The organism is Rahnella sp. 2050, assembly GCF_040544515.1.
Classification (GTDB): Bacteria; Pseudomonadota; Gammaproteobacteria; order Enterobacterales; family Enterobacteriaceae; genus Rahnella; species Rahnella aceris.
Window position 1 is genome coordinate 817,000 of sequence record NZ_JBEPKE010000002.1, and the last position, 22,654, is coordinate 839,653.

20 protein-coding genes are annotated in these 22,654 nt (G+C 52.7%); 15 read left to right on the plus strand and 5 right to left on the minus strand.

The features are described from left to right. On the plus strand, nucleotides 1-639 hold the full coding sequence (yfhb, locus tag ABIC79_RS11050) for a phosphatidylglycerophosphatase C (RefSeq protein WP_119261907.1): 639 nt from the start codon (nucleotides 1-3) through the stop codon (nucleotides 637-639). A gap of 41 nt (nucleotides 640-680) precedes the next feature. Further along, a complete protein-coding gene (gene tadA, locus ABIC79_RS11055) occupies nucleotides 681-1,238 on the plus strand; it encodes a tRNA adenosine(34) deaminase TadA (RefSeq protein WP_112197066.1) in 558 nt (185 codons plus the stop codon). Nucleotides 1,239-1,256: 18 nt separating this feature from the next. Here tadA and mltF read toward each other — a convergent pair whose 3' ends face one another. Continuing rightward, the gene (gene mltF, locus ABIC79_RS11060) at nucleotides 1,257-2,717 is read right to left on the minus strand and encodes a membrane-bound lytic murein transglycosylase MltF (RefSeq protein ID WP_013576708.1); all 1,461 of its coding nucleotides are present in this window, start codon (nucleotides 2,715-2,717) and stop codon (nucleotides 1,257-1,259) included. A 275-nt stretch (nucleotides 2,718-2,992) separates the two neighbouring features. On the opposite strand from mltF, the gene purL reads away from it, so the two are divergent. The 6 genes from purL (at nucleotide 2,993) to ABIC79_RS11090 (ending at nucleotide 12,001) form a co-directional block, all read left to right on the plus strand. Continuing rightward, nucleotides 2,993-6,886 (plus strand): phosphoribosylformylglycinamidine synthase, encoded by a 3,894-nt coding sequence (purL, locus tag ABIC79_RS11065; protein WP_183065365.1) that lies wholly within the window; start codon nucleotides 2,993-2,995, stop codon nucleotides 6,884-6,886. 275 nt (nucleotides 6,887-7,161) lie between these two features. Further along, nucleotides 7,162-7,785, plus strand: coding sequence for a lipid IV(A) palmitoyltransferase PagP (gene pagP, locus ABIC79_RS11070; protein WP_037036764.1), 624 nt, complete (start codon nucleotides 7,162-7,164; stop codon nucleotides 7,783-7,785). 196 nt (nucleotides 7,786-7,981) lie between these two features. Then, nucleotides 7,982-8,602, plus strand: coding sequence for a lipid IV(A) palmitoyltransferase PagP (pagP, locus tag ABIC79_RS11075; RefSeq protein WP_013576705.1), 621 nt, complete (start codon nucleotides 7,982-7,984; stop codon nucleotides 8,600-8,602). A gap of 170 nt (nucleotides 8,603-8,772) precedes the next feature. Next, on the plus strand, nucleotides 8,773-10,074 hold the full coding sequence (gene agp, locus ABIC79_RS11080; RefSeq protein ID WP_015690317.1) for a bifunctional glucose-1-phosphatase/inositol phosphatase: 1,302 nt from the start codon (nucleotides 8,773-8,775) through the stop codon (nucleotides 10,072-10,074). A gap of 100 nt (nucleotides 10,075-10,174) precedes the next feature. Beyond that, a complete protein-coding gene (locus tag ABIC79_RS11085; protein WP_354567140.1) occupies nucleotides 10,175-11,182 on the plus strand; it encodes a fatty acid desaturase in 1,008 nt (335 codons plus the stop codon). 12 nt (nucleotides 11,183-11,194) lie between these two features. Then, entirely contained in the window at nucleotides 11,195-12,001 is an 807-nt protein-coding gene (locus ABIC79_RS11090; protein WP_223510300.1) for a phosphate/phosphite/phosphonate ABC transporter substrate-binding protein, read from the plus strand. A gap of 46 nt (nucleotides 12,002-12,047) precedes the next feature. On the opposite strand, the gene sseA is transcribed toward ABIC79_RS11090, so the two are convergent. The 3 genes from sseA to ABIC79_RS11105 form a co-directional block, all read right to left on the minus strand. After that, entirely contained in the window at nucleotides 12,048-12,893 is an 846-nt protein-coding gene (sseA, locus tag ABIC79_RS11095) for a 3-mercaptopyruvate sulfurtransferase (RefSeq protein ID WP_119261904.1), read from the minus strand. Between the two features lie 33 nt (nucleotides 12,894-12,926). Continuing rightward, the gene (locus ABIC79_RS11100) at nucleotides 12,927-13,475 is read right to left on the minus strand and encodes a GNAT family N-acetyltransferase (RefSeq protein ID WP_112151736.1); all 549 of its coding nucleotides are present in this window, start codon (nucleotides 13,473-13,475) and stop codon (nucleotides 12,927-12,929) included. A gap of 138 nt (nucleotides 13,476-13,613) precedes the next feature. Then, complete coding sequence (locus ABIC79_RS11105) at nucleotides 13,614-14,405, minus strand: helix-turn-helix transcriptional regulator (RefSeq protein WP_119261903.1); 792 nt, start codon at nucleotides 14,403-14,405, stop codon at nucleotides 13,614-13,616. Nucleotides 14,406-14,543: 138 nt separating this feature from the next. On the opposite strand from ABIC79_RS11105, the gene ABIC79_RS11110 reads away from it, so the two are divergent. Next, nucleotides 14,544-15,314, plus strand: coding sequence for a class I SAM-dependent methyltransferase (locus ABIC79_RS11110; protein WP_013576698.1), 771 nt, complete (start codon nucleotides 14,544-14,546; stop codon nucleotides 15,312-15,314). A 56-nt stretch (nucleotides 15,315-15,370) separates the two neighbouring features. Here ABIC79_RS11110 and ABIC79_RS11115 read toward each other — a convergent pair whose 3' ends face one another. Then, the gene (locus ABIC79_RS11115) at nucleotides 15,371-16,291 is read right to left on the minus strand and encodes a DUF808 domain-containing protein (RefSeq protein ID WP_013576697.1); all 921 of its coding nucleotides are present in this window, start codon (nucleotides 16,289-16,291) and stop codon (nucleotides 15,371-15,373) included. Between the two features lie 394 nt (nucleotides 16,292-16,685). Here ABIC79_RS11115 and ABIC79_RS11120 point away from each other — a divergent pair, with 394 nt between their 5' ends. The 6 genes from ABIC79_RS11120 (at nucleotide 16,686) to ABIC79_RS11145 (ending at nucleotide 22,650) form a co-directional block, all read left to right on the plus strand. Beyond that, nucleotides 16,686-16,961: a YdgH/BhsA/McbA family protein gene (locus ABIC79_RS11120; RefSeq protein WP_013576696.1), complete on the plus strand. Its 276-nt coding sequence runs from the start codon at nucleotides 16,686-16,688 to the stop codon at nucleotides 16,959-16,961. 260 nt (nucleotides 16,962-17,221) lie between these two features. Further along, a complete protein-coding gene (locus tag ABIC79_RS11125; protein ID WP_013576695.1) occupies nucleotides 17,222-17,800 on the plus strand; it encodes a class I SAM-dependent methyltransferase in 579 nt (192 codons plus the stop codon). Nucleotides 17,801-18,075: 275 nt separating this feature from the next. Then, complete coding sequence (aroL, locus tag ABIC79_RS11130; protein WP_013576694.1) at nucleotides 18,076-18,600, plus strand: shikimate kinase AroL; 525 nt, start codon at nucleotides 18,076-18,078, stop codon at nucleotides 18,598-18,600. A 548-nt stretch (nucleotides 18,601-19,148) separates the two neighbouring features. Continuing rightward, nucleotides 19,149-19,931, plus strand: a complete 783-nt coding sequence (locus ABIC79_RS11135) for an IclR family transcriptional regulator (RefSeq protein ID WP_037036780.1) — start codon at nucleotides 19,149-19,151, stop codon at nucleotides 19,929-19,931. Nucleotides 19,932-20,007: 76 nt separating this feature from the next. After that, nucleotides 20,008-21,585, plus strand: a complete 1,578-nt coding sequence (locus ABIC79_RS11140; RefSeq protein WP_241916988.1) for an OPT/YSL family transporter — start codon at nucleotides 20,008-20,010, stop codon at nucleotides 21,583-21,585. 135 nt (nucleotides 21,586-21,720) lie between these two features. Beyond that, on the plus strand, nucleotides 21,721-22,650 hold the full coding sequence (locus ABIC79_RS11145; protein WP_112151735.1) for a DUF1177 domain-containing protein: 930 nt from the start codon (nucleotides 21,721-21,723) through the stop codon (nucleotides 22,648-22,650). Nucleotides 22,651-22,654: the final 4 nt, after the last annotated feature.

The window sequence follows — 22,654 nt, forward strand, 5'->3', positions numbered from 1 at the left end:
TTGAGTAAGAAGCCTGATCGGCGGGTGGTCTTTTTTGATCTTGATGGCACCCTGCACCAGCAGGATATGTTCGGTAGCTTTCTGCGGTTTTTGCTCAGGCGGATGCCGCAGAATCTGATTTTAGTCGTGCCGGTTCTGCCGCTGGTGGGAATCGGACTGTTTATTCACGGGCGCGCCGCGCGCTGGCCCATGAGCCTGTTACTGTGGTCGATTACTTTCGGCCACGGTGAAGCGCGTCTGAAAGCACTGGAGCTGCAATTTGTCGCTGCGTTTCGCGAGAAAGTGGTGGAGTTTCCGGTGGTGCAGCGCAGGCTGCGTGAATATCTCGACAGCGAGGATACCGAAGTTTGGCTGATCACCGGGTCGCCGGAAAATCTGGTGCAGCAGGTCTATAATACGTCCCTGTTTTTGCCGCAGGTTCGTCTGGTCGGCAGCCGGATCGCCCGTGGCAAAGGCGGATGGGTGCTGCCCTTGCGTTGTCTGGGTGAAGAGAAAGTCGTGCAACTCGAAAGCCGCATTGGCTCACCGCTTAAACTTTACAGCGGATACAGCGACAGCAAACAGGACAATCCGTTGTTGTTCTTTTGTGAGCATCGTTTTCGCGTCAGTAAACAGGGCGAGTTACAGCAACTGGAATAACCGCCAGCGCAAAATTCAGATAAAATGTCTGCCGGTAAAAAATGATTGAGGTTGAAGTGGCAGACGCAGAGTTGGCAGTAATAAATGATGATGAACACTGGATGCGACATGCTATGAATCTGGCGCTGAAAGCGCAGGATGAGGGTGAAGTGCCTGTGGGGGCGGTACTGGTTTTAGACAATCAGGTGATTGGTGAAGGCTGGAACCGGTCTATCGGCCATCATGATCCGACAGCGCATGCCGAAATCATGGCATTACGTCAGGGCGGCAACGCCGTGCAAAATTATCGTCTGCTCAATGCCACATTGTACGTTACGCTGGAACCTTGTGTTATGTGCGCGGGGGCGATGATCCACAGCCGGATCCGTCGCGTGGTGTATGGTGCCGCTGATGCCAAAACCGGCGCAGCGGGCTCTTTGCTCGATGTATTGCGCCATCCGGGCATGAATCATCAGGTGGAGATTACGGCGGGTGTGCTGGCAGAAGCGTGTTCGGAACAACTGAGTGCATTTTTTCGTTTTCGCCGCAGCCAGAAAAAAGCGCTGCGACTGGCAGAGCGTGCCGCGCAGGCCGGTGATGCGGCAGATGATCAGGCCTGAGAAACAGGCCTGCCAGTCTTACGGTGCCAGCGCTTCCTGCGCATTCACCACCGGATATCCCTGACCTAACTGAGCCTGCAAGGCCGCTTTCTGTGCCTGCTGTTTTTCCTTTTCCATCAGATATCCCACCAGACTCAGCTGATAACGACGGATATTCTCCACATAGTTATATGCCTGTGTACCGCGTGCATAACCGTAAGTCGTCCGGCTAAAGAAGCGTTTCTGATTCAGCATCGGCAGACGCTGTTTCACATCTGCCCAGCTGTCCGGATTGGCTTTCTGTTGCGCCGTCAGTTTGCGGGCATCCAGCATATGGCCGTAACCCATGTTATAGGCTGCCAGCGCAAACCAGATCCGTTCATCCTGCGGAACAGATTCCGGCATTTTATCCATCAGATGCGACAGATACTGGGCACCGCCACGGATGCTTTGTTCGGCATCCGTGCGGTCGTCGACATTCAATCCGCCAGCGGTAGCGCGGGTCAGCATCATCACACCCCGTACACCGGTCGGGGATTTTGCCTGCGGATCCCAGTGGGACTCCTGATAGGCGATAGCCGCCAGTAAACGCCAGTCAATATTCCCGGCATACTTTTCGAACAGCGGCTGTAAATCCGGCAGCGTACTGTCGATGGCATTGAGGAAAGTCCGGGTATCAACGTAATCAAAATCGCCCACGTGCCCGAGATATTTCTCTTCCAGCTTTTCCAGGGTGCCGTCTTCTGAAATCTGGCTGAAAAAGTCCAGCATGGCGGCAGAAAGGCTATCGTCATCAGGTTGTTTGCGGTAGTACCAGGTCACAGGTTCGTCGTCAGTCGCATCAAAAGCCACCGCAAGACGCGGATAAACACGCTGCATCAGGGCGATGGTCACCGAATCGCCCAGCGTATAATCAAGTTTACCGTTCTCGACTTGCTGCAACAGATCGCGTGGTGACATCTTATCGGTCGTGGTCCATGCGAGGTCGGGATACTTTTTGCTGGCGGCTTCCAGTGTGGCGATATGCGCGCTGCCAGCAGACACCACCAGCGAGCCTTTGATGTCTGCGAAGCTTTTCGGGCGCACTGATCCCTGCCGGTAAACCAGTTGCTGGGAAACGGAATAGTATTCCGGGCCAGCACGGTAGTTTTTCAGCCGCTCATTGTTGTACACCAGACCGGAAGCCAGCATGTCAGTATTATCATGATCCAGATCGTCGAACATGCTCTCAATCGTGGTGTGCTGTGTCACGACCAGCTGCACGCCCAGATAATCTGCAAAGCGTTTAGCCAGTTCGTAATCGAAACCGAGATTGCCTTCCGGGGAGTTCATAAAAGTCAGTGGAGAATTGAGCGTGCTTACGCGCAATTCTCCACGGGATTTTATTTGATCCAGTTGGTCGCCTTCACCTCTGTGCCACGGGACTGCCGGCCATAAAGCCAGCGCCAGTAACAGGGCGGCGATCCCCATCAGAACATAATTAATTTTTAGTCGCGTCAAATAGTTATCTCGCTGCGGCGCTCTTGTTTTTTTACGCTATGCTGTGCAGTTAGTATGGCTATATCCCCAGTGCTGACGCATTTTGCTCAACAAAACGGCAGTCTGCAACTTTATTCATGATATCCGTAAAATATGTGGGGCTATAAATGAATATCAAGTTTCCCTGCGCAAACGGTTTCGTCGGGCGTCAGCTTTCTTTATAATAGCCCGCGTTTTCCCCCTGTTGCGCCCAAAGAAGCACTGTGGTCAGTGTCTTCGAAGACGAGAGATCTGTGATTATGGAAATACTGCGTGGTTCGCCCGCTTTGTCGGCTTTTCGCATTAACAAATTGTTGTCCCGTTGTCAGGAAGCCCGTCTTCCGGTCAGCGATATCTACGCCGAATATGTACATTTTGCCGATGTCAGCGCGCCGCTGAGTTCGGACGAACAAACCAAGTTACAACGCCTCCTGAAATACGGTCCTTCTCTCGCTGAACACGCTCCTTCTGGTCGTTTACTGCTGGTTACCCCGCGCCCTGGCACCATTTCTCCGTGGTCTTCCAAAGCTACCGATATTGCACACAATTGCGGCTTGTCGCAGGTTGTGCGTCTGGAACGCGGTCTGGCATTTTATGTACAGGCGCCGCAACTGACCGAACCACAGTGGAATGAACTGGGCGCATTACTGCATGACCGCATGATGGAAACTGTCTTTGGTCATCTGGAAGACGCCAGCGCGCTGTTTGCGCAGCATCAGCCGGCCCCGGTGCAGCATGTGGATATCCTGGGCGTTGGCCGTGGCGCTCTGGAAGCCGCCAACACCAAATTAGGTCTGGCACTGGCTCAGGACGAAATTGATTATCTGATGGATGCCTTTACGTCGTTGGGGCGCAACCCGACGGACATCGAACTGTATATGTTCGCACAGGCAAACTCAGAACACTGCCGTCACAAAATCTTCAACGCAGACTGGATTATCGACGGCGAAACGCAGCCGAAATCCCTGTTTAAGATGATCAAGAACACGTTCGAACACACTCCCGATCACGTGCTGTCCGCGTATAAAGATAACGCCGCCGTGATGGAAGGTTCGCAGGTCGGTCGCTTCTACGCCGATGCGAAAGACGGTCTGTACGATTTCCATCAGGAGCAGGCGCATATCCTGATGAAGGTCGAAACCCATAACCACCCGACGGCGATCTCTCCGTGGCCAGGTGCGGCCACAGGTTCCGGCGGTGAAATCCGTGACGAAGGTGCAACCGGTCGCGGCGCGAAACCGAAAGCCGGTCTGGTCGGTTTCTCCGTGTCAAACCTGCGTATTCCTGGTTTTGAACAGCCGTGGGAAGAAGATTTTGGTAAGCCGGATCGTATCGTTACCGCGCTGGATATCATGACCGATGGCCCGCTGGGCGGCGCAGCATTTAACAACGAATTCGGTCGTCCGGCGTTGCTGGGCTACTTCCGTACTTACGAAGAAAACGTCAATAGTCACAACGGCCCTGAACTGCGCGGTTATCACAAACCGATCATGCTGGCGGGCGGTATCGGCAACATCCGTGCCGATCACGTGCAGAAAGGTGAAATCACGGTTGGCGCGAAACTGATTGTACTTGGCGGCCCGGCGATGAATATCGGTCTGGGTGGCGGCGCGGCGTCTTCTATGGCTTCCGGCCAGTCTGATGCCGATCTGGATTTTGCTTCCGTACAGCGCGACAACCCGGAAATGGAACGCCGTTGTCAGGAAGTGATCGACCGCTGCTGGCAACTGGGCGAAGCCAACCCGATTTTATTTATCCATGATGTCGGTGCCGGCGGTTTATCTAACGCCATGCCGGAACTGGTCAGCGATGGCAACCGTGGCGGGCGTTTCCAGCTTCGTGACATCCTGAACGACGAACCGGGCATGAGCCCGCTGGAAGTCTGGTGTAACGAATCACAGGAACGTTATGTGCTGGCGGTGTCTCCGGCGCAGCTTGAACAGTTCGATGCGATTTGCCAGCGTGAACGAGCACCTTACGCGGTCATCGGTGAAGCCACCGAAGAAATGCATCTTTCTCTGAAAGACAGCCATTTCGACAACCAGCCAATTGATATGCCGCTGGATGTCCTGCTGGGTAAAACGCCAAAAATGACCCGCGACGTCACCACATTGAAAGCGAAAGGTGACGACCTGAATGCGGAAAACATCCAGATTGCGGAAGCGGTAAATCGCGTTCTGCATTTGCCAGCTGTTGCTGAGAAAACCTTCCTGATCACCATCGGCGACCGCACCGTCACCGGCATGGTCGCGCGCGACCAGATGGTCGGCCCGTGGCAGATCCCGGTAGCCGACTGCGCAGTCACCACCGCCAGCCTCGACAGCTACCACGGCGAAGCGATGTCACTGGGCGAACGCGCTCCGGTTGCCTTGCTGGACTTCGCTGCCTCTGGTCGCATGGCCGTTGGTGAAGCGCTCACGAATATTGCTGCGGTGGAAATCGGCAGCCTGAAACGCGTTAAGCTTTCTGCTAACTGGATGTCTGCGGCCGGTCACCCGGGCGAAGATGCCGGTTTATACGCGGCTGTAAAAGCGGTGGGCGAAGAACTGTGTCCGGCGCTGGGTATTACTATTCCGGTGGGCAAAGACTCCATGTCGATGAAAACCCGCTGGCAGGAAGGTAACGAACAACGCGAGATGACGTCTCCGCTGTCGCTGGTAATCACCGCGTTTGCCCGTGTCGAAGACGTCCGCCATACCGTGACGCCGCAACTGCGCACCGACCAGGGTGACACCGCATTGCTGTTGGTGGATCTGGGGGCAGGTCATAACGCACTGGGCGCGACAGCGCTGGCACAGGTTTACCGCCAGCTCGGTAACACGCCTGCTGACGTTCGCAGCGCAGAGCAACTGGGTGGCTTCTTCAACGCCATGCAGGCGCTGGTATCTGAACAGAAATTGCTGGCCTACCATGACCGTTCCGACGGTGGTTTGCTGGTGACGCTGGCTGAAATGGCCTTTGCCGGGCATTGCGGCCTGACTGCAGATATTGCTGCGCTGGGCAACGATGTGCTGGCTGCGTTGTTCAACGAAGAACTGGGCGCCGTGATCCAGGTTCGTGCATCAGACCGTGAAGCGGTGGAAAAAACCCTGGCTGATTTTGGTCTGGCGGATTGCACGCATTACCTCGGTACCGTGGAAACCGGCGATCGCTTCATCATCACTTCCGGCAGTAAGCCGGTGTACAGCGAAAGCCGTACCACGCTGCGCACCTGGTGGGCAGAAACCACCTGGCAGATGCAGCGCCTGCGCGATAACCCTGAATGTGCCGATCAGGAACATCAGGCGAAAACCAACGATCTCGATCCGGGTCTGAACGTCAAACTGACTTTCGCTCCGGATGAAGACGTAGCCGCGCCATACATCGCCAAAGGTGCGCGTCCGAAAGTCGCCGTTCTTCGCGAGCAGGGTGTGAACTCACACGTTGAAATGGCTGCTGCTTTCCACCGTGCCGGTTTCGATGCGGTTGACGTGCATATGAGTGACCTGCTGGCCGGTCGCCGTGATTTACAGGATTTCCACACGCTGGTAGCGTGCGGTGGATTCTCTTACGGTGACGTGCTGGGTGCGGGTGAAGGCTGGGCGAAATCCGTCCTGTTCAACGACCGCGTGCGCGAAGAGTTTGAAGAATTCTTCCACCGTCCGCAGACGCTGGCACTGGGCGTGTGTAACGGTTGTCAGATGATGTCTAACCTCAAAGAGCTGATCCCGGGCGCAGAGCATTGGCCACGCTTCGTGCGTAACCTGTCTGACCGCTTCGAAGCGCGTTTCAGCCTGGTGGAAGTGACGGCCAGCCCGTCGATGTTTATGCAGGGCATGGCCGGTTCACGTATGCCAATCGCGGTTTCCCACGGCGAAGGACACGTGGAAGTCCGTGACGCCGCGCATCTGGCGCAAATCGAGCACAGCAATCTGGTGGCGCTGCGCTTTGTGGATAATAACGGTCATGCGACCGAAAACTATCCGGCGAACCCTAACGGCTCCCCGAACGGGATAACCGCGGTCACTAACCTGTCAGGCCGCGTCACTGTAATGATGCCGCACCCGGAGCGTGTTTTCCGCACGGTCAGCAACTCCTGGCATCCGGAAGAGTGGGGCGAAGACAGCCCGTGGATGCGCATGTTCCGTAATGCGCGTAAACAGCTTGGTTGATGCTTAATAAGCCTCAGTAATAAAAATCCGCAGTGCGAAAGCCTGCGGATTTTTTGTATCCGGGTATCCGGCAAAGAAGTAAACTTCAGCCAAAGCGGCTCTGTGTAAAAGAAAATTTCAGTTTACACGCGACCATAAATTTCTAATGCATTGTTTTATAATGAAATAACTTTATTATATTCATGTGGTTTATCATTGCTTAATTAATGATTAACTATTTATATGTGTTTGTCGTTATATACTGCCCCGGTCAACTCAACAGGGCTTTAACGCCAATGAAAAATTTATATTCCGTGAATTATCGCGCAGCATTCGCTTTTGCATTTTTAACCTTTTCATTATTGCTTTCAATTAATGTTAAGGCGCAAGATAATGTTATTAATTCTCAGCAGCAGAATGTTTCCTCGCAAGAAAATGATAAAGGCTTATGGGATTCCTATAAAAATAATGTTGCTGAAACATGGATGGCACCTCAGCAGCAGGATCTCTTTCTGCCTGTATTAACGCGTCATAACCGACATACACACAGTCAAAAACAAATTGATGGGTATAATGAACATCCGTGGGGCGGCGGTTATGGTATTTCACGTTATGATGAAAAAGGAAACTGGCACGGGATTTATGCAATGGCCTTTAAAGACTCCTTTAATAAATGGGAGCCTGTGGCCGGTTACGCTTATGAAAAAATATGGCAGCCACTGGATGATAAAGAATTTCGTCTGGGGGCAGGGTATATAACCGCTGTTTCGGCGCGGGATAATTATGATTACGTCCCCTTCCCGTTAGTCCTGCCGCTGGTGTCTGTCGGGTACTCGAGACTGACTTTCCAGGCTACCTATATTCCCGGTACAAATTCTAAGGGGAATGTACTTTTTGGCTGGCTGCGTTTGCAAATTTAATAGGAATAGTCTTTAAAGTAATGTTTGTGAGTGTAAGAAATGTTGTATTGGTTTCAGGAAAAATCTGATAATTGGAAAACCATTTTCTTAAAATTCAGATGATTAACGATTTACAGTATTTTTGTTTTATCCGTGTTTATATTCTTCATTCATGATGGAGTTATGATAGAGCTTCAACATGGAGTTAAAACAATAAATGCATATCGTTAATATTAGAAACGTTATCAGGGAAATCATTTTTTTTGGCGCCATCAGTGTGAGTGCGTCAGCATCAGCTAATAATAGTGGTACTAACCCCGTCAGCGATCCCGATACCATTCAGTACAAATCGCTGGCTGCGAACGTGTGGTCAGACTTCACCGATAAAGTATCAACGACCTGGAATGATTCTGATGCACAGGATTTGTATCTGCCGGTAATCACCTGGCATAACCGTCTGACCTACGATAAAGAGAAAACCGATAAATACAACGAACGTCCGTGGGGGGGAGGCTATGGTATTTCCAGATATGATGAAAAGGGTAACTGGAATGGCATTTATTTTATGGCGTTTAAAGATTCCCACAATAAATGGGAACCCATCGGCGGTTACGGCTGGGAAAAAATATGGACGCCAGCAGAAGATAAAAACTTTCGCTTAGGGCTGGGGTATACCGCGGCGGTGACGGCGCGTGACGATTATGAATATATTCCTATCCCGATTGTTTTACCGCTGGCTTCTGTCGGCTATAACAAACTGACCTTCCAGGCGACGTATATTCCGGGAACCTACAATAACGGCAATGTGTTCTTTGCGTGGCTGCGTTATCAGTTCTGATGCGTTTTTTGTGACTGTACAAAGCCCGGACACAGGTTGTGAACCTGATCCCCCACTTCTGATGAATATTCCACTATGCTAAAAATTCACCGCAGGAATCAATCTGTTGGCTTCTGCGGTGTTTTTTGTTTTCAGGGAATCTACAAAACACTTCATCAAGAGGATCACTCGTGAAAAAAGCATCCCGTTATTTTGCATTGTCTGCACTTGCCTGCGTTTTACCTCTCACGTTGCCCGTCGCTCAGGCCGCCCAGTCCGATAATTTAGAACTGCAACAGGTTCTGGTGCTTAGCCGGCACGGTATCCGCGCCCCGTTGGTCAATTATGGCGATGTGCTGGCCGAATCGACAACACACACCTGGCCGGTATGGAAAACCGAAGGCGGTTTGCTGACACCGAAAGGCGGTCAGGTTTCCGAACATATGGGGCATTATTTCCGTGCCTGGCTGGCGAAAGACAAACTGCTGCCTGCCGCCGGATGCCCTGAAAATGCGCAGGTCTTTACCTACGCCAACAGTTTGCCGCGCACCATTGATACCGCGAAACACTTCACCACCGGCGCTTTTCCCGGCTGCGATGTCGCGGTGCTTAACCGCGTAGAAATCGGCAAGATGGATCCGGTGTTTAACCCGATTATTACCGCAGAAGTGAACGATACCTTCAAAACCAGCGCCCTGAATTCCATTAATCAGCACGCGGGTGAGGGCGGTCTGACGGGATTGAATCAGCGTCTCAAGCCGAACTATCAGTTGCTGGAAAGCATCCTCGATTATAAAAACAGTAAAATCTGTAAAGAGAAACAGCAGTGCGATCTGGCTTCGCAGCCGTCAGACGTGGTGCTGACACAGGGCAAAGAACCGGGCATTACCGGGCCGCTGCGTATGGCCACCGGGGCGACCGATGCGTTCATGTTGCAGTACTACGAAGGTTTCCCGATGAAAGATGTTGCCTGGGGTAAAATTGATACGCCAGACCAATGGACAAAGCTGGAAACCATCAAAAATCTGTATCACGAAACACTTTTCGGCTCGCCGGCGATTGCTGCCAACGCGGCTAAACCATTGCTGACCTTTATTGCCGGTGCGCTGGACCCGAAACTGGCGTCAACCGCCGATCAGAAAGCCGCGCAACAGGCAAAACTGGCGGTGCTGGTCGGGCACGATTCGAATATCGCTTCCTTGCTGGCCGCACTGAAAACGCAGGATTATCAGTTGCCGGGGCAGTACGAGCGGACGCCTATCAGCGGCACGGTGGTCTTCCAGCGCTGGCATGACAAGAAAGCGGATAAGGATCTGATGAAAATTGAATACGTTTATCCGACCGCCCGTCAGATCCGCAACAATGTGGCGCTGAGTCTGAAAAATCCGCCGGAACGTGTGACGCTGCACATTGAAGGATGTACCGCCGACAAACAGGGCTTCTGCCCGATGGAACAATTTACTCAGGCACTGCAAAAAGATATGAAGGGCTGAGTCTGTTAGCCGCTAGCTGGCAATAGATAGTGATTTAAGTTAGTTAGCGGCATCCATTCGTTACCCGATAATGTGTCAGGTTCCCTGACTCTGGCACATTATGGCATCCTCTTCGTTTTACCTCAGCGCCCGTCAGCGGGCCAAAATCACCCTCCGTTCGCACCATTTCTGGTGGCGGCGGGAAATCCCCACCTGGCTACTGATTGTCTCGGTTTACAGCGGCTGGTTTGCGGCAGTGTATTTCTGGAATAATCTCGGGCCATGGCTCGCAACGCCTGTGCTTATCTGGTTCACGACCTGGTATATGTCGCTGCAACATGAACTCATCCACGGGCATCCGACCCGCAAACCCTGGCTGAATCAGCTGATTGGCACGCTGCCGCTGGCGGTCTGGTATCCCTATGGCCTGTATCGCGACACGCATCTGCAACATCACCGCAATGAACATCTGACGCTGCCCGGCGATGATCCTGAAGCCTATTATTTCAGCCGCGCCAGTTGGGAAAGTCTGTCGCCCGCCATGAAGGCCGTTGTCCGTCTGCGCAATACCTTGCCGGGAAGAATGCTCATTGGCCCGTTACTGGATATCGTCAGTACGCTGACCGGTGCGCTGATAGCCGTGTTGCGCGGTGAGTGGCGCACAGTGGGGATGTGGCTGATACATGGCGCATTGCTGGTGGTTGTGTTCAGCGGGATGGCGCAATGCGGGCTGTCGCCGCTGTATTTTATTTTCGCAGTAAGTTATCCGGCACTCAGTCTGACCAAAGTTCGTTCTTTCTTTGAGCATCGCGCAGAGCATGCGCCGCAGGCCAGATCAACGCTGAATGAAGCCGGTTTTTTGTGGCGTTTACTGTTTCTGAATCTGAATTATCATCTGGTGCATCACGATTTACCCGGCGTGCCATGGTATGCGCTGCGCCAGATCTATGTCTCTGACCGCGAAGCCTATATTCAGCGCAGCGGGGGTTTTGTGGTGCACGGCTATCGCCAGTGGTTCCGTGACCATACGCAGACACCCGTTGACGTCGAAGCTCATCCTTTTGCCGCCGGGAAATCTCCGGCGCAATCCGTGCCAGGCGACTATGATTATCAGCAGGATACCCCCTGACGGAGTGGCCAGATGATGCTGATGTCTTTGCCGATGTACGCGGTTTCTCCCGCTGATGTGGAAGCGTTCGCCGGAGTGTTACGCCAAAAACTCAGGCAACTTGGCCTCGCCTCCACGCCGGACAGGCTTAACTGGCCGCAGGATTTATTCTCACACTGGCAGGCGCCGGATTTACTGCTCAGCCAGACCTGCGGTTTCCCGCTGATGGAAAGCTTGCCGCAGGTTCAGCTGGTAGGCACATTCAGTTATCACGCCCCCGGTTGCGACGGTTTCCGTTACCGTAGTTTTTTGCTGGCGCGTGAGGAGGATGCCGGATTGCATCTGGCCGGTTTCCGTCACCGGCGGCTGGCGTTTAACAGCACCGACTCCCAGTCAGGTTATAACAGCCTGCGTGCACTGGTCGCGCCGCTGGCCCAAGACGGAGCATTTTTCTCGCGGGCGACGGCGACCGGCAGCCACCGTGAATCGCTTCATTACGTTCAGCAGAATCTCGCCGACCTCGCGGCAATTGACTGCGTGACGCTGGAACTCCTGCGCCGTAGCGAACCCCGCTCCCTCAGCGGGCTGGCGGTGATCGGACAAACGGCCGCTGTACCGGGTTTACCGTTGATTACTTCTCGGGAGACCTCTGCGGAGGATCTGGCAATTTTGCGGCAGGCGTTACATGACATCGTGGATGAACCGATCAGTCATCCCTTACTTATTGAAGGATTTACCGAAGTGCCGCGGCAGGCTTACCGCGTCATCAGCCAGATGAAAGCATTAGCTCAGGCGTTTGGCGTCAGTGAGCTGATGCCTGCATTGCAAAAAACGACATAAAAAAACCGGGCACGGTGCCCGGTTGTCGTTTTCCTGCATCATGGGATCAGTGCGTTTCGATCGGAAAATCTTCGTTAATATCGCCCCATTCAGCCCACGAACCGTCATACAGCAGCACGTCTTTAACACCCAGAGAATCCAGCCCAAATGCCAGTGCGGCGGCCGTCACGCCGGATCCGCAACTGGTGATCACCGGTTTATTCAGATCCACACCCAGACGCTCAAACGTTGCCTTCAGATCCTGCGGCGATTTCAGGTGTCCGTCCTGCGTCAATTCGGTAAACGGAACACTCAGGCTGCCGGGAATATGACCGCCGTGCAGCCCGGGACGCGGTTCCGGTGCCTCGGCTTTGAAACGCGCCAGTGAACGGGCGTCGATAATCTGCACGTTACCGATGGCATCTTTGACCTGTTCTGCGCTCACGACCACCGGACGCACCAGTCCGGCGTTGAACGTCGTGGGCACGCGGGTGTGCTCGCCACTTTGCGCCGGCTTACCTTCGGCAATCCATGCGTTCAGACCGCCATCCAGCACGCGTACGCTTTTGGCTCCGAAACTGGTCAGCATCCACCACACGCGTGGCGCGGAGAATAAATCGCCTTCGTCATAAAGGACGATGGTTTGCGTATCGGCCACGCCTAAACGGCTCATCGACGCAGCGAATTCTTCCGCTGTCGGCATCATGTGTGGCAGGCCGGTCGTGCAATCAGAGATGCTGTCGACTTCCACATAAATCGCATTGGGAATATGCGCTTCGAGATATTTTGCGTGGAAATCTAGGGGCGGTGTAATGCCCGGTTTGGATTTACGACAATCGATAATGACCACGTCCGGTGAGTTCAGATTCTTCGCCAGCCAGTCGGTAGATACGGTATGGGTAGAAAAAGTCATGTTCTGTTGCCTTATCTTTTTGTGAAACCAGTCTCAGAGATCGCCCGGGATCAGGGAATACATCCAGGCGTCACGCGGCTGGCCGTGATAATAAAGCCGGTTGCGGTGCAGACCTTCTGATATCGCGCCCGTTTTTTCCGCCACCCGTCGGCTGTGGTCATTGCCTTCCATTACCACGATTTCCAGACGGGTCAGCTCCAGCTCGGTAAACGCAAAGCGCGCCGCCGATCTGGCTGCCAGCGTCGCCAGTCCGCGGCCGGTATAACCGGTGCGGATCCAGTAACCGAGATTGGCGAATTTATACTCCGGCGTGATGCGGTTGATGCCCACACTGCCAATCAGATTACCGCCTGAGCGCTCAAATACACAGAAATTGAATTCTGCGCCGCGATGGCGTTTCTGCTCGCTGTCGGCCAGATATTTCCGGCTGTCTTCAAGCGAATATTTATCCGTACACCAGGATTCCCATGCGCCAATTTCCTTCACGGAGGCTTTAACCGCCGCTAAATGCGTGACGGCCTCAAGTTCGGTCGCTACACGAATTTCGAATTCTTCATCCTGATAGATCTGGCGAGTCATCATGGGCATTATCCTGTCATGGAGGAAACCAATTATTTTAGGAAACCAAAAAAATCAGCCTCACATATCCGGCATCTGTATGTCAATTGGTGAAAACGCCAGTTAAACGAGAAAAAACAGCAAGCTGGCCACCCTCGTTTTTTACGCTTCCGGCACCAGAATCACCAGCTTACATTCTGCATATCCGGCAGGGAAAAATGTCTGTTGCCGGTAACAGATTTCGCCCTGAAGCGGATGATGAAAACGGCGTTCACCGCCTTCACGCGCCAGCACTTCCTGCTGCGACCACCACTGATTGAACTCGTGACTGCGATCGCGCAGGCTGATTACCGACTGACGGACTGTTTCAGAATGGGCGTAATGGCTGGTCTCGGCACGAAACTCCGCCACTACACGTTTGGCGCGTTCCGGCCAGTTTGTGACCAACTGGCGTGCCAGCGGATGCAGGAACATAAAATCCAGCAAATTAGGGTGTTCATCAACCCCCAGCCAGCCACTGAACAACGCCTCCGCTTGCGGATTCCACGCCAGTACATTCCAGCTACTGTCGAGCAGATAACCGGGGCAGGCGAACTGACTGACACACTCTTTCAGGCTGGCGTCCGGTGCGCCGGAAGAGGGTAATACCTGCGGATCTTTCACCGACGCCAGACTGAATAAATACTCTCGTGCCGCAGGTTCCATGCGCAGCGCTTTGGCCAGGCTGTCAAGGGTCGCAGCGGAAATGGACACATCGCGCCCCTGTTCAATCCACGTATACCACGTTGCGCTGATCCCGCTGATTTGTGCCAGTTCTTCGCGGCGCAAACCGCTGGTTCTGCGGCGTGGTGAACCGGGAAGCCCGACCATTTCCGGCGTCACGCGTTCGCGGTGAGTCCGTAAAAACGTGCCCAGCGCTTTCGGTCCGCTGAGCGACTCTGCGTTATCAATCATAATATTCACTTAAACAGGGTGTAATTGATACCAGTATAAACGCTCATATTGTACCCGTATAGAACAATGCCTATAGTGATTTTGAGGTCATTTGAAACCCGCATTCTTATTACAAAAACAAGACAGACAGGAGCAATGATGAACACAAAAAATACTCACAGTCAGGCCGTAGATAAGCAGTTTGGTTCACAGGCTCAGGATTATCTGACCAGTGCGGTTCACTCGCAGGGCGCTGATTTACACCGTCTGGCGGGGTTGCTGGCACCCTATAACGAGGCGCGGGTCATTGATCTGGGTTGTGGGGCAGGGCACGCCAGCTTTGTCGCAGCAGGTGTGGTTAAAAATGTGATTGCTTACGATTTGTCGTCACAGATGCTGGACGTGGTTGCACAGGCTGCGCGGGATAAGCAACTGACGAATATCACCGTGCAACAGGGCGTGGCGGAATCGCTGCCGTTCGACGACCGCAGCGCGGATGTGATTATCAGCCGCTATTCCGCGCACCACTGGCATGATGTCGGGCAGGCGCTGCGTGAAGTGGCGCGTGTGCTGAAGCCGGGCGGGAAATTTATCATGATGGATGTGGTGTCGCCGGGGCATCCGTTGCTGAATATTTATCTGCAAACCGTGGAAGTGCTGCGCGACACCTCGCATGTTTGCAACTATTCACCAGGCGAATGGCTGAACATGGTGGCTGAAGCCGGGCTGGTTGCGCGTGAAGTGACGACAGATCGTTTGCCGCTGGAGTTCACCAGTTGGATCGCCCGCATGCGCACGCCTGAACATTTCGCCGTCGCTATCCGCGAGCTGCAAAAAAAGATGTCTGACGACGTGGTAAAACATTTTGAGATCCAGCCTGACGGCACATTCACCAGCGATATCATGATGCTGGTGGCGTCGAAGAACTGAAGGGAATAGCGGTGAATTGCGCCCTCCGGCATAAGGAAGGGCGCAATGTTTCTGCATTATGATTTTTTACCGAACACCTTCTGTCCAGTCATCACCAGCGCCAGCACGGCGGCACCGACAATCAGGCCCACCACTAAATCAGTGGCACCGGTAATCAGTGTATTCACCCAGCTTTCGTGCCCGTGCGTCAGAGGCTCAATCAGGCTGTGCATAAATGGCAGACCGTGGCTGATGATACTGCCGCCGACCAGGAACATGGCGATGGTGCCGACGACAGAAAGCATTTTCATCAGCCAGGGGGCGAGATTCACGATGCCGCGGCCAAAGGCGCGTACACCTTTCATGATGCTGCTTTCACCGGCAAGCTTGCTCAGGTACAAACCTGCGTCGTCAATTTTGACTATCGCACCGACCAGCCCGTAAACCCCGATAGTCATTGCCACCGCAATCAGCACCATCACGGTAACCTGATTAAGGAACGGCGCCGATGAAACAATACCCAGCGAGATTACGATGATTTCAGCCGAAAGAATAAAGTCGGTGCGCACCGCGCCTTTGACCTTATCTTTTTCGTGCGTTTTAGCCTCTGTTTCATTTTTTATTTCGGCGGCTGCCGGTTTTTCTTCTTCATGATGCCCGCCCGGCATCAGTTTATGGGCGATTTTTTCGAAACCCTCGTAGCACAGATAGGCACCGCCAATCATCAGCAACGGGGTGATGGCCCAGGGAATAAACGCACTGATCAGTAAGGCCAGCGGAACCAGAATGGCTTTGTTGATCATCGAGCCTTTGGCAACGGCCCAGACGATCGGCAATTCGCGATCGGCTTTCACTCCCGTGACCTGTTGTGCATTCAGCGCCAGATCATCACCCAGCACGCTGGCTGTTTTTTTTGCAGCGACTTTACTCATTGCCGCCACATCATCAAGAATCGATGCGATATCATCGATTAAGGCCAGAAGACTACCACCCGCCATAAATACTCCCTTTCATCATTATGATTATGCAAAGGTTCTCCGCGCGCGCGGGAAACCGAACTCTGTAGCCCTGACAGTGCAGGCGATCACAGCAACAGAAAATTCATACAAAATAATCATAACAGTGATTGCATGCCGGCGTCGATTTGTGCAAAAGTTGTGCGGGTTATAAATAACTTTGAAAACTCTCCATACTTTCTCCATTAAATATCTCTATTTCTGCGGCAGTTAGAGTGACTGAAAAGATTACTTTCGTTGTCTCCTTATTTTTACCACAATGGTTGAATTTCTTTACATTCGATTACGTCCGCTTTCATTGATTCGCCGATAATTAATTCAACGGATTGCTTCCGCCCCATTAATTAACGAAACTAACGAAAGAAAGGTGCGTAATATGAAACTGTTACCTGCAATTACAGCTGTTGCTATTACTGTTGCTTCATTCTCAGCCCTGGCTGCAACGCCTATTACAGAAATGCAGGCGCAAAGTGGTAATTACCAGTCATTGGGCACTGTGTCTGTGAGCGCGCCGAATACGGTTCCGGGCAGCTTGCATGACCAGCTGAACCAGATTGCCTCAGATAAAGGTGCAAATCACTACCGTGTGATCGGTGCAGACACACCGGGGGATTCAAGTCTGACCCGGGCAAGCGTTGAATTGTATAAATAAAAATCTGGTGTTTTAAACGAGTCGTTTAATTCGTCTGATTCTTATTAGTTTCAATGACGTTATATGAAGTTGAGAAGGCCAATGTCACCTGACATTGGCCTTTTCTATTCCCTGTATCACGCTTCTTATCACATTTATTTTGAGAATCATCCCATGTAATTTATTTTATATGAACCTTTCAGGCGATTTATTCCCTTATTAATCATTTCTTAAGAATTTAAAGATGATATAAGGGTCTATATCCCCAGGAGGACGTTTGAATGTTAAATGCCGCAAGAATGACGATTAAGAACACCGGGATTTCGATTCAGAATCAGTTTTTTTATTTGCAGAATTTTATTAGTTCACCACGCACGATGGGGACGCTGATGCCCTCGTCGCCGTGGTTGTGCCATGCGATGCTCAGCCAGATTGACTGGACAACATCGCTGGCTATCGCCGAACTGGGCGCGGCCGACGGTGTTCTGACCCGCCGCATCCTGAGCCGTATGCGGGCAGATGCCAGGCTTGAGGCTTTTGAAATACAGCCCGCGTTTGTGCGTAAGCTTAATCAGATGAAAGATAGTCGTTTGCAGGTGATGGCGCATTCTGCCGAGCACATGAGCACGCAGTATGACGCCGTGTTTTCCTGCCTGCCGCTGCTGTCGATGCCTTTGCGTACCAGCATCAGGATTCTGCAGACCACACGGCAACAGCTGAAAGATAAAGACGGCGTGCTGGTTTTATTCCAGTACAGCCAGCTGTCAGAGAAATTGTTATCACGTTACTTCACCTGGAAAAAAATCCGGGTAGTGAAGAATTTTCCGCCCGCACTCGTGTATATCTGTAAACCTCGCTGATACAGCCACTTAGGGGATAGAGCTCGCAAAGCTTATTGCAGGCCATTGCGCAGCAAGGATTTTTCAGTATGATGCCCTGAACGGCGTAAATAAAACGCTACAGAAGCTTCACCGGCAGGTGACAAAAATCTGCCAGTGAGGCTTTTTTGTTGTACTATCTGGCGAGTACATCGGCAGGGCAGTGCAATGACCCACTTCTGACACTCACACTTCATATTGATGATGGATTTTCATCAGGCGGGCTAACGGCTCCCGGGGAATAAAGGATAGCGGTAATGACACAAACCATTTTCATGGTCGGCGCACGCGGTGCAGGTAAAACGACGGTTGGCAGCGCTCTGGCGAAAGCACTGGGCTACAAATTTGTCGATACCGATCTGGCGTTACTGTGCGCTTCTGGTCTCAGCGTGGCAGATATTGTTGAGCGCGAAGGCTGGGAAGGTTTCCGCCGTCGTGAAACTGAGACACTAAAAGCCATTTCCTCGCCACTGACCGTGGTTGCCACAGGGGGAGGCGTGGTGCTGTCCCAGGAAAATCGCGATTTTATGGGTGAAAATGGTACGGTCATTTATCTGCGTTCCCCTGCATCTACCCTGGCAAACCGTCTGGAAGATGCACCACTGGAAGATCAGCGCCCGACGCTGACGGGCAAGCCGATCGCTGAAGAAATGACAGAAGTCCTGAATGAGCGCGAAGCGCTTTATCAGGAGTCCGCCCATCATGTGGTCGACGGAACTCAGGAGCCGCAGACTGTCGTGAATCTGATTTTGGATGCACTGGCGTTGCCGATGGCGCGCTGAATTCCGCTCATCTCCTGACAAAACGAGCCCGGGTGGCTCGTTTTTTTATGTCAGCACGTTGTGACTCAAGCTTGAATCAGGAACCGGTGTAAACAAAACGGGCCATGTCATGTGAGGGGGATCACGTATGCTTAAGTATTGTACTGATGTATATGTGGGCGTAACATAATAACTCAGGTGATTACTTTAACCTCTAACAATGGAACCCATGATGAAGTCCCTGATGTCGTTTTTTAATCAGCATGCCAAGGTGATGCCTGCCCTCCTGTCGATCACCATCATCCTCATTGAAGCCTCCATCGCCCTGTATATTTTGCGCAATATTTAATCACGATAATCTGCTGAGTTTTACGTCCGTCACCTCATTAATACTCGGCATTTAACTTGCCTGACTCTTAATTTCATCTATTTAAGAATTCCTTTAAGCATATTCATTTGCCTGACGTGTTGTGCGTGAAAAATAAACGACTTGACGCTGACACGTATCAGCTTTAGTTTTTATTTAACTTAACAGGAACCTTGTTCCATATACCGGAACTCACTCCTTTATGACCACATTAGAAAATGCGGCTGCGGTACTGAAATTATTTTCAAAACAGGGGATTAGTCAGGGGCATCCCGGTTTGTCATTCAGTGATGTGGTCGAAAATTTAAAATTACCGAAAAGTACGGTGTCCCGTCTGCTGATGACGATGGAAACGCAAGGGCTGCTGGAACGTGACCCGGACAGCCGTCTGTACCGCATCGGAAAATTATTACTGGCCGTCTCCAGCCATTATTTGTCGGCCCCGCTGGTGGATTTAGCGTCGCCGTATATGACGCAACTCAGTCAGCTGACGCAATGCACGGGTTATATCTCGATGCTGGAAGGGCGCGACATTATGGTGATGCGCATGTTTCCCGGCAGAACGTATCTGCAAGTGGTTACTCCGGCCGGAAGCCTTTTGCCCGCGCACGAAACGGCTATCGGGCGCGCGATCCTTTCGCGCTATACCGATGATCAGGTTCTGGCGCGGTTTAGCGGAAAATATCAGGCGAATTCTGCTAATTCGCCTGAGAGCAAGGAGGTTTTGTTAGCCAGGCTGGCCGATGTCCGCCTGACGGGGGTGTCATTTGCCAACAACGAAACGTTGCTGGGAATAAGTACCTTAGCCACCAGTATTTTTAATAAGCACCGTAATGAAACCGTTGGATTATGTTTATCTTTCCCTTCGCCGGCGCAGGGGAAAGAAATTCCGGAAGGAATAAAAGAAGGGCTGATTGCCGTAACCCGGCAAATTGCCGAAAAATTGGGTGATGAGTATTGGCATTTATCTAAAACGGCCATGTAGCAGCCGTCAGGATAATGACGAATAACGGACCCGGATTATTTGCTATGTGAAATACTTGCTCAACACCAGGGGCCTTATGTCAGATCAACCTGCAAAGAATAATAAGGAGAATCCGCTAAAGGATATTGGCACTCTCATCGTGATGATTCTGTTGTCTGTTTTAGGCGCAATCATCGGTGTCCAGCTGATTACTACTTTAGGCGTTACGCCGAATACCTCGATTATAGGCGCGCTGTTTGCCATGTTACTGGCACGCATTCCGATGCAGGCTTTTTACCGCTACCGTTCTGTTCATACGCAGAATCTGGCGCAAACCGTCATTTCATCTGCGACCTTTGGTGCGGCAAACAGTTTGCTGATGCCGATCGCTATTCCTTATGTCATGGGCCAGCCGCAACTGATCATGCCGATGTTTACCGGTGTGGCCGCAGCGATGTTGCTCGATGCCTACCTGCTTTATCGCCTGTTCGACACCAAAGTGTTTCCTGCCAGCAATGCCTGGCCACCCGGTGTTGCGGCGGCTGAAGCGATTAAAGCCGGTGATAACGGCGGGCGTCAGGCCTGGCTGCTGGTCGCGGGTGTAGTTGTTGGTGTGGCTGGAGCGATGCTGAAAATCCCGATGGCGGCTTTCGGCACGGCGTTTATCGGCAATATCTGGGCGCTCAGCATGTTTGGTATTGGCTTGCTGATCCGCGCTTATGCGCAGCCGGTCGCCGGGCTGGACCTCAACGCGCTGTATATTCCTCACGGCATGATGGTCGGCGCGGGGCTGGTGTCGCTGCTGCAGGTGATTCAGGTGGTGCGTGCTAAACATGCCGACGCCAAAACGACCTTTACCCAACCGGCGAAAGAGGTGCGTAAAGCACTCGGGCTGGGCGCATTCGGTTATATCGCCATCGCGGCACTGCTGGCGCTGGCGGGCGGCCTGTACAGTGAAATGTCAGTCAGCATGCTGATTGCGTTCGTGATTTACGCCGCCTTTGCCGCCTTCTTTCACGAGCTGATTGTCGGGATTGCCGCGATGCACTCCGGCTGGTTCCCTGCCTTTGCCGTGGCGCTGATTACCTTAATTATCGGTATTCTGATTGGTTTCCCACCCCTGGCGTTATGCGTCCTGACGGGCTTTACCGCCGCTACCGGTCCGGCATTTGCTGATATGGGTTTTGATCTGAAAGCCGGATTTATTTTGCGCGGTTATGGCAAAGATTTGCAGGCTGAACTTTACGGCCGCCGCATCCAGTTATTCGCCGCATTGCTGGCATTTGTCATCGCCATTCCGGTGGTGTGGTACGCCCATTACGGTTACTTCTCCCAGGATTTAGTGCCGCCGGTGGCGCGGGTTTATGCCAAAACCATTCAGGCCGGTGCTCAGCCGGGCATTGCACACAGCCTGCTGATCTGGGCGATTCCGGGCGCATTGATTCAGCTGATTGGCGGACCGAAACGCCAGCTTGGCGTACTGCTGGCGACCGGTTTGCTGATCAACAGCGTGATGGCCGGATGGGCCGTGGTCTGCGGCATCGTGCTGCGCATTATCATTATCCGGATCTGGGGTGAAAAAGGGCGTACGCCAATGGAAGTGCTGGCGGCAGGTTTTATTGCCGGTGACGCGCTTTACAGTTTCTTCACGTCGATCTTCAGTGCCAAAAAGTAGTGAGTACCGCACCAACACCAGGGCTGATGTTCAGCCAGCATTAAACACCTGACTGTTCCACGATGAACAGCACCCGCGACCGTTTTGGCTACTGCGTGAAATACGCCGGTCGCGATGTTTTAAGAGGACTGAGTGATGAGTTTGCAACAGACATTAACGGTATTCGAACTGATTGACAGCGCCCACGTCAGCGGTCAGGACATTGTGGACTTGTTCGCCCGTTATCCGGGGATTACCGCCAGCACACACCGCGCTGACGGCCCGAAAGGTGGCACTGATTTTGTGCGTATCACTGTGCCGGGCAGTCAGGGTAAAAGCAGTGGTGGCACGGCACCCACGCTTGGGATTATCGGTCGTCTGGGCGGGATTGGCGCGCGTCCGACGCGTATCGGTCTGGTCTCTGATGGCGATGGTGCGATTGCCGCTGTCACCAGCGCACTTAAACTGGCTGATATGCAGCGCAAGGGCGATGTGCTCGACGGTGATGTGATTATCACCACCCACATTTGCCCGAACGCACCGACCCGTCCGCATGATCCGGTCGATTTTATGGATTCGCCGATTGATGACGTGACCATGAACGACAACGAAGTGGTGGACGGCGTGGACGCGATCCTGTCTATCGACACCACCAAAGGCAACCGCATCATCAATCACAAGGGTTATGCCATTTCACCGACGGTGAAAGAGGGTTACATCCTGCGTGTTTCTGAAGATTTGCTGCGCATCATGGAAATGACCAGCGGCAAACCGGCGGTCACTTTTCCGATTACCACGCAGGACATCACGCCTTACGGCAACGGTGTGCATCATCTGAACAGTATTCTGCAACCGTCAACGGCGACGACCGTGCCGGTGGTCGGTGTGGCTATTACGGCGGAATCTGTTGTGCCGGGCTGTGGCACCGGGGCAAGTCATGAAGTGGATATCGCACTGGCGGCAAAATTTGCTGTTGAAGTGGCGAAAGAGTTTGGCCGCGGCACTTGTCAGTTCTTTGATGCCGATGAATATCAACTCCTGTTGTCGCTGTACGGAAGCTTGCGTCACCTGCAAAACCGGAAGTAACACG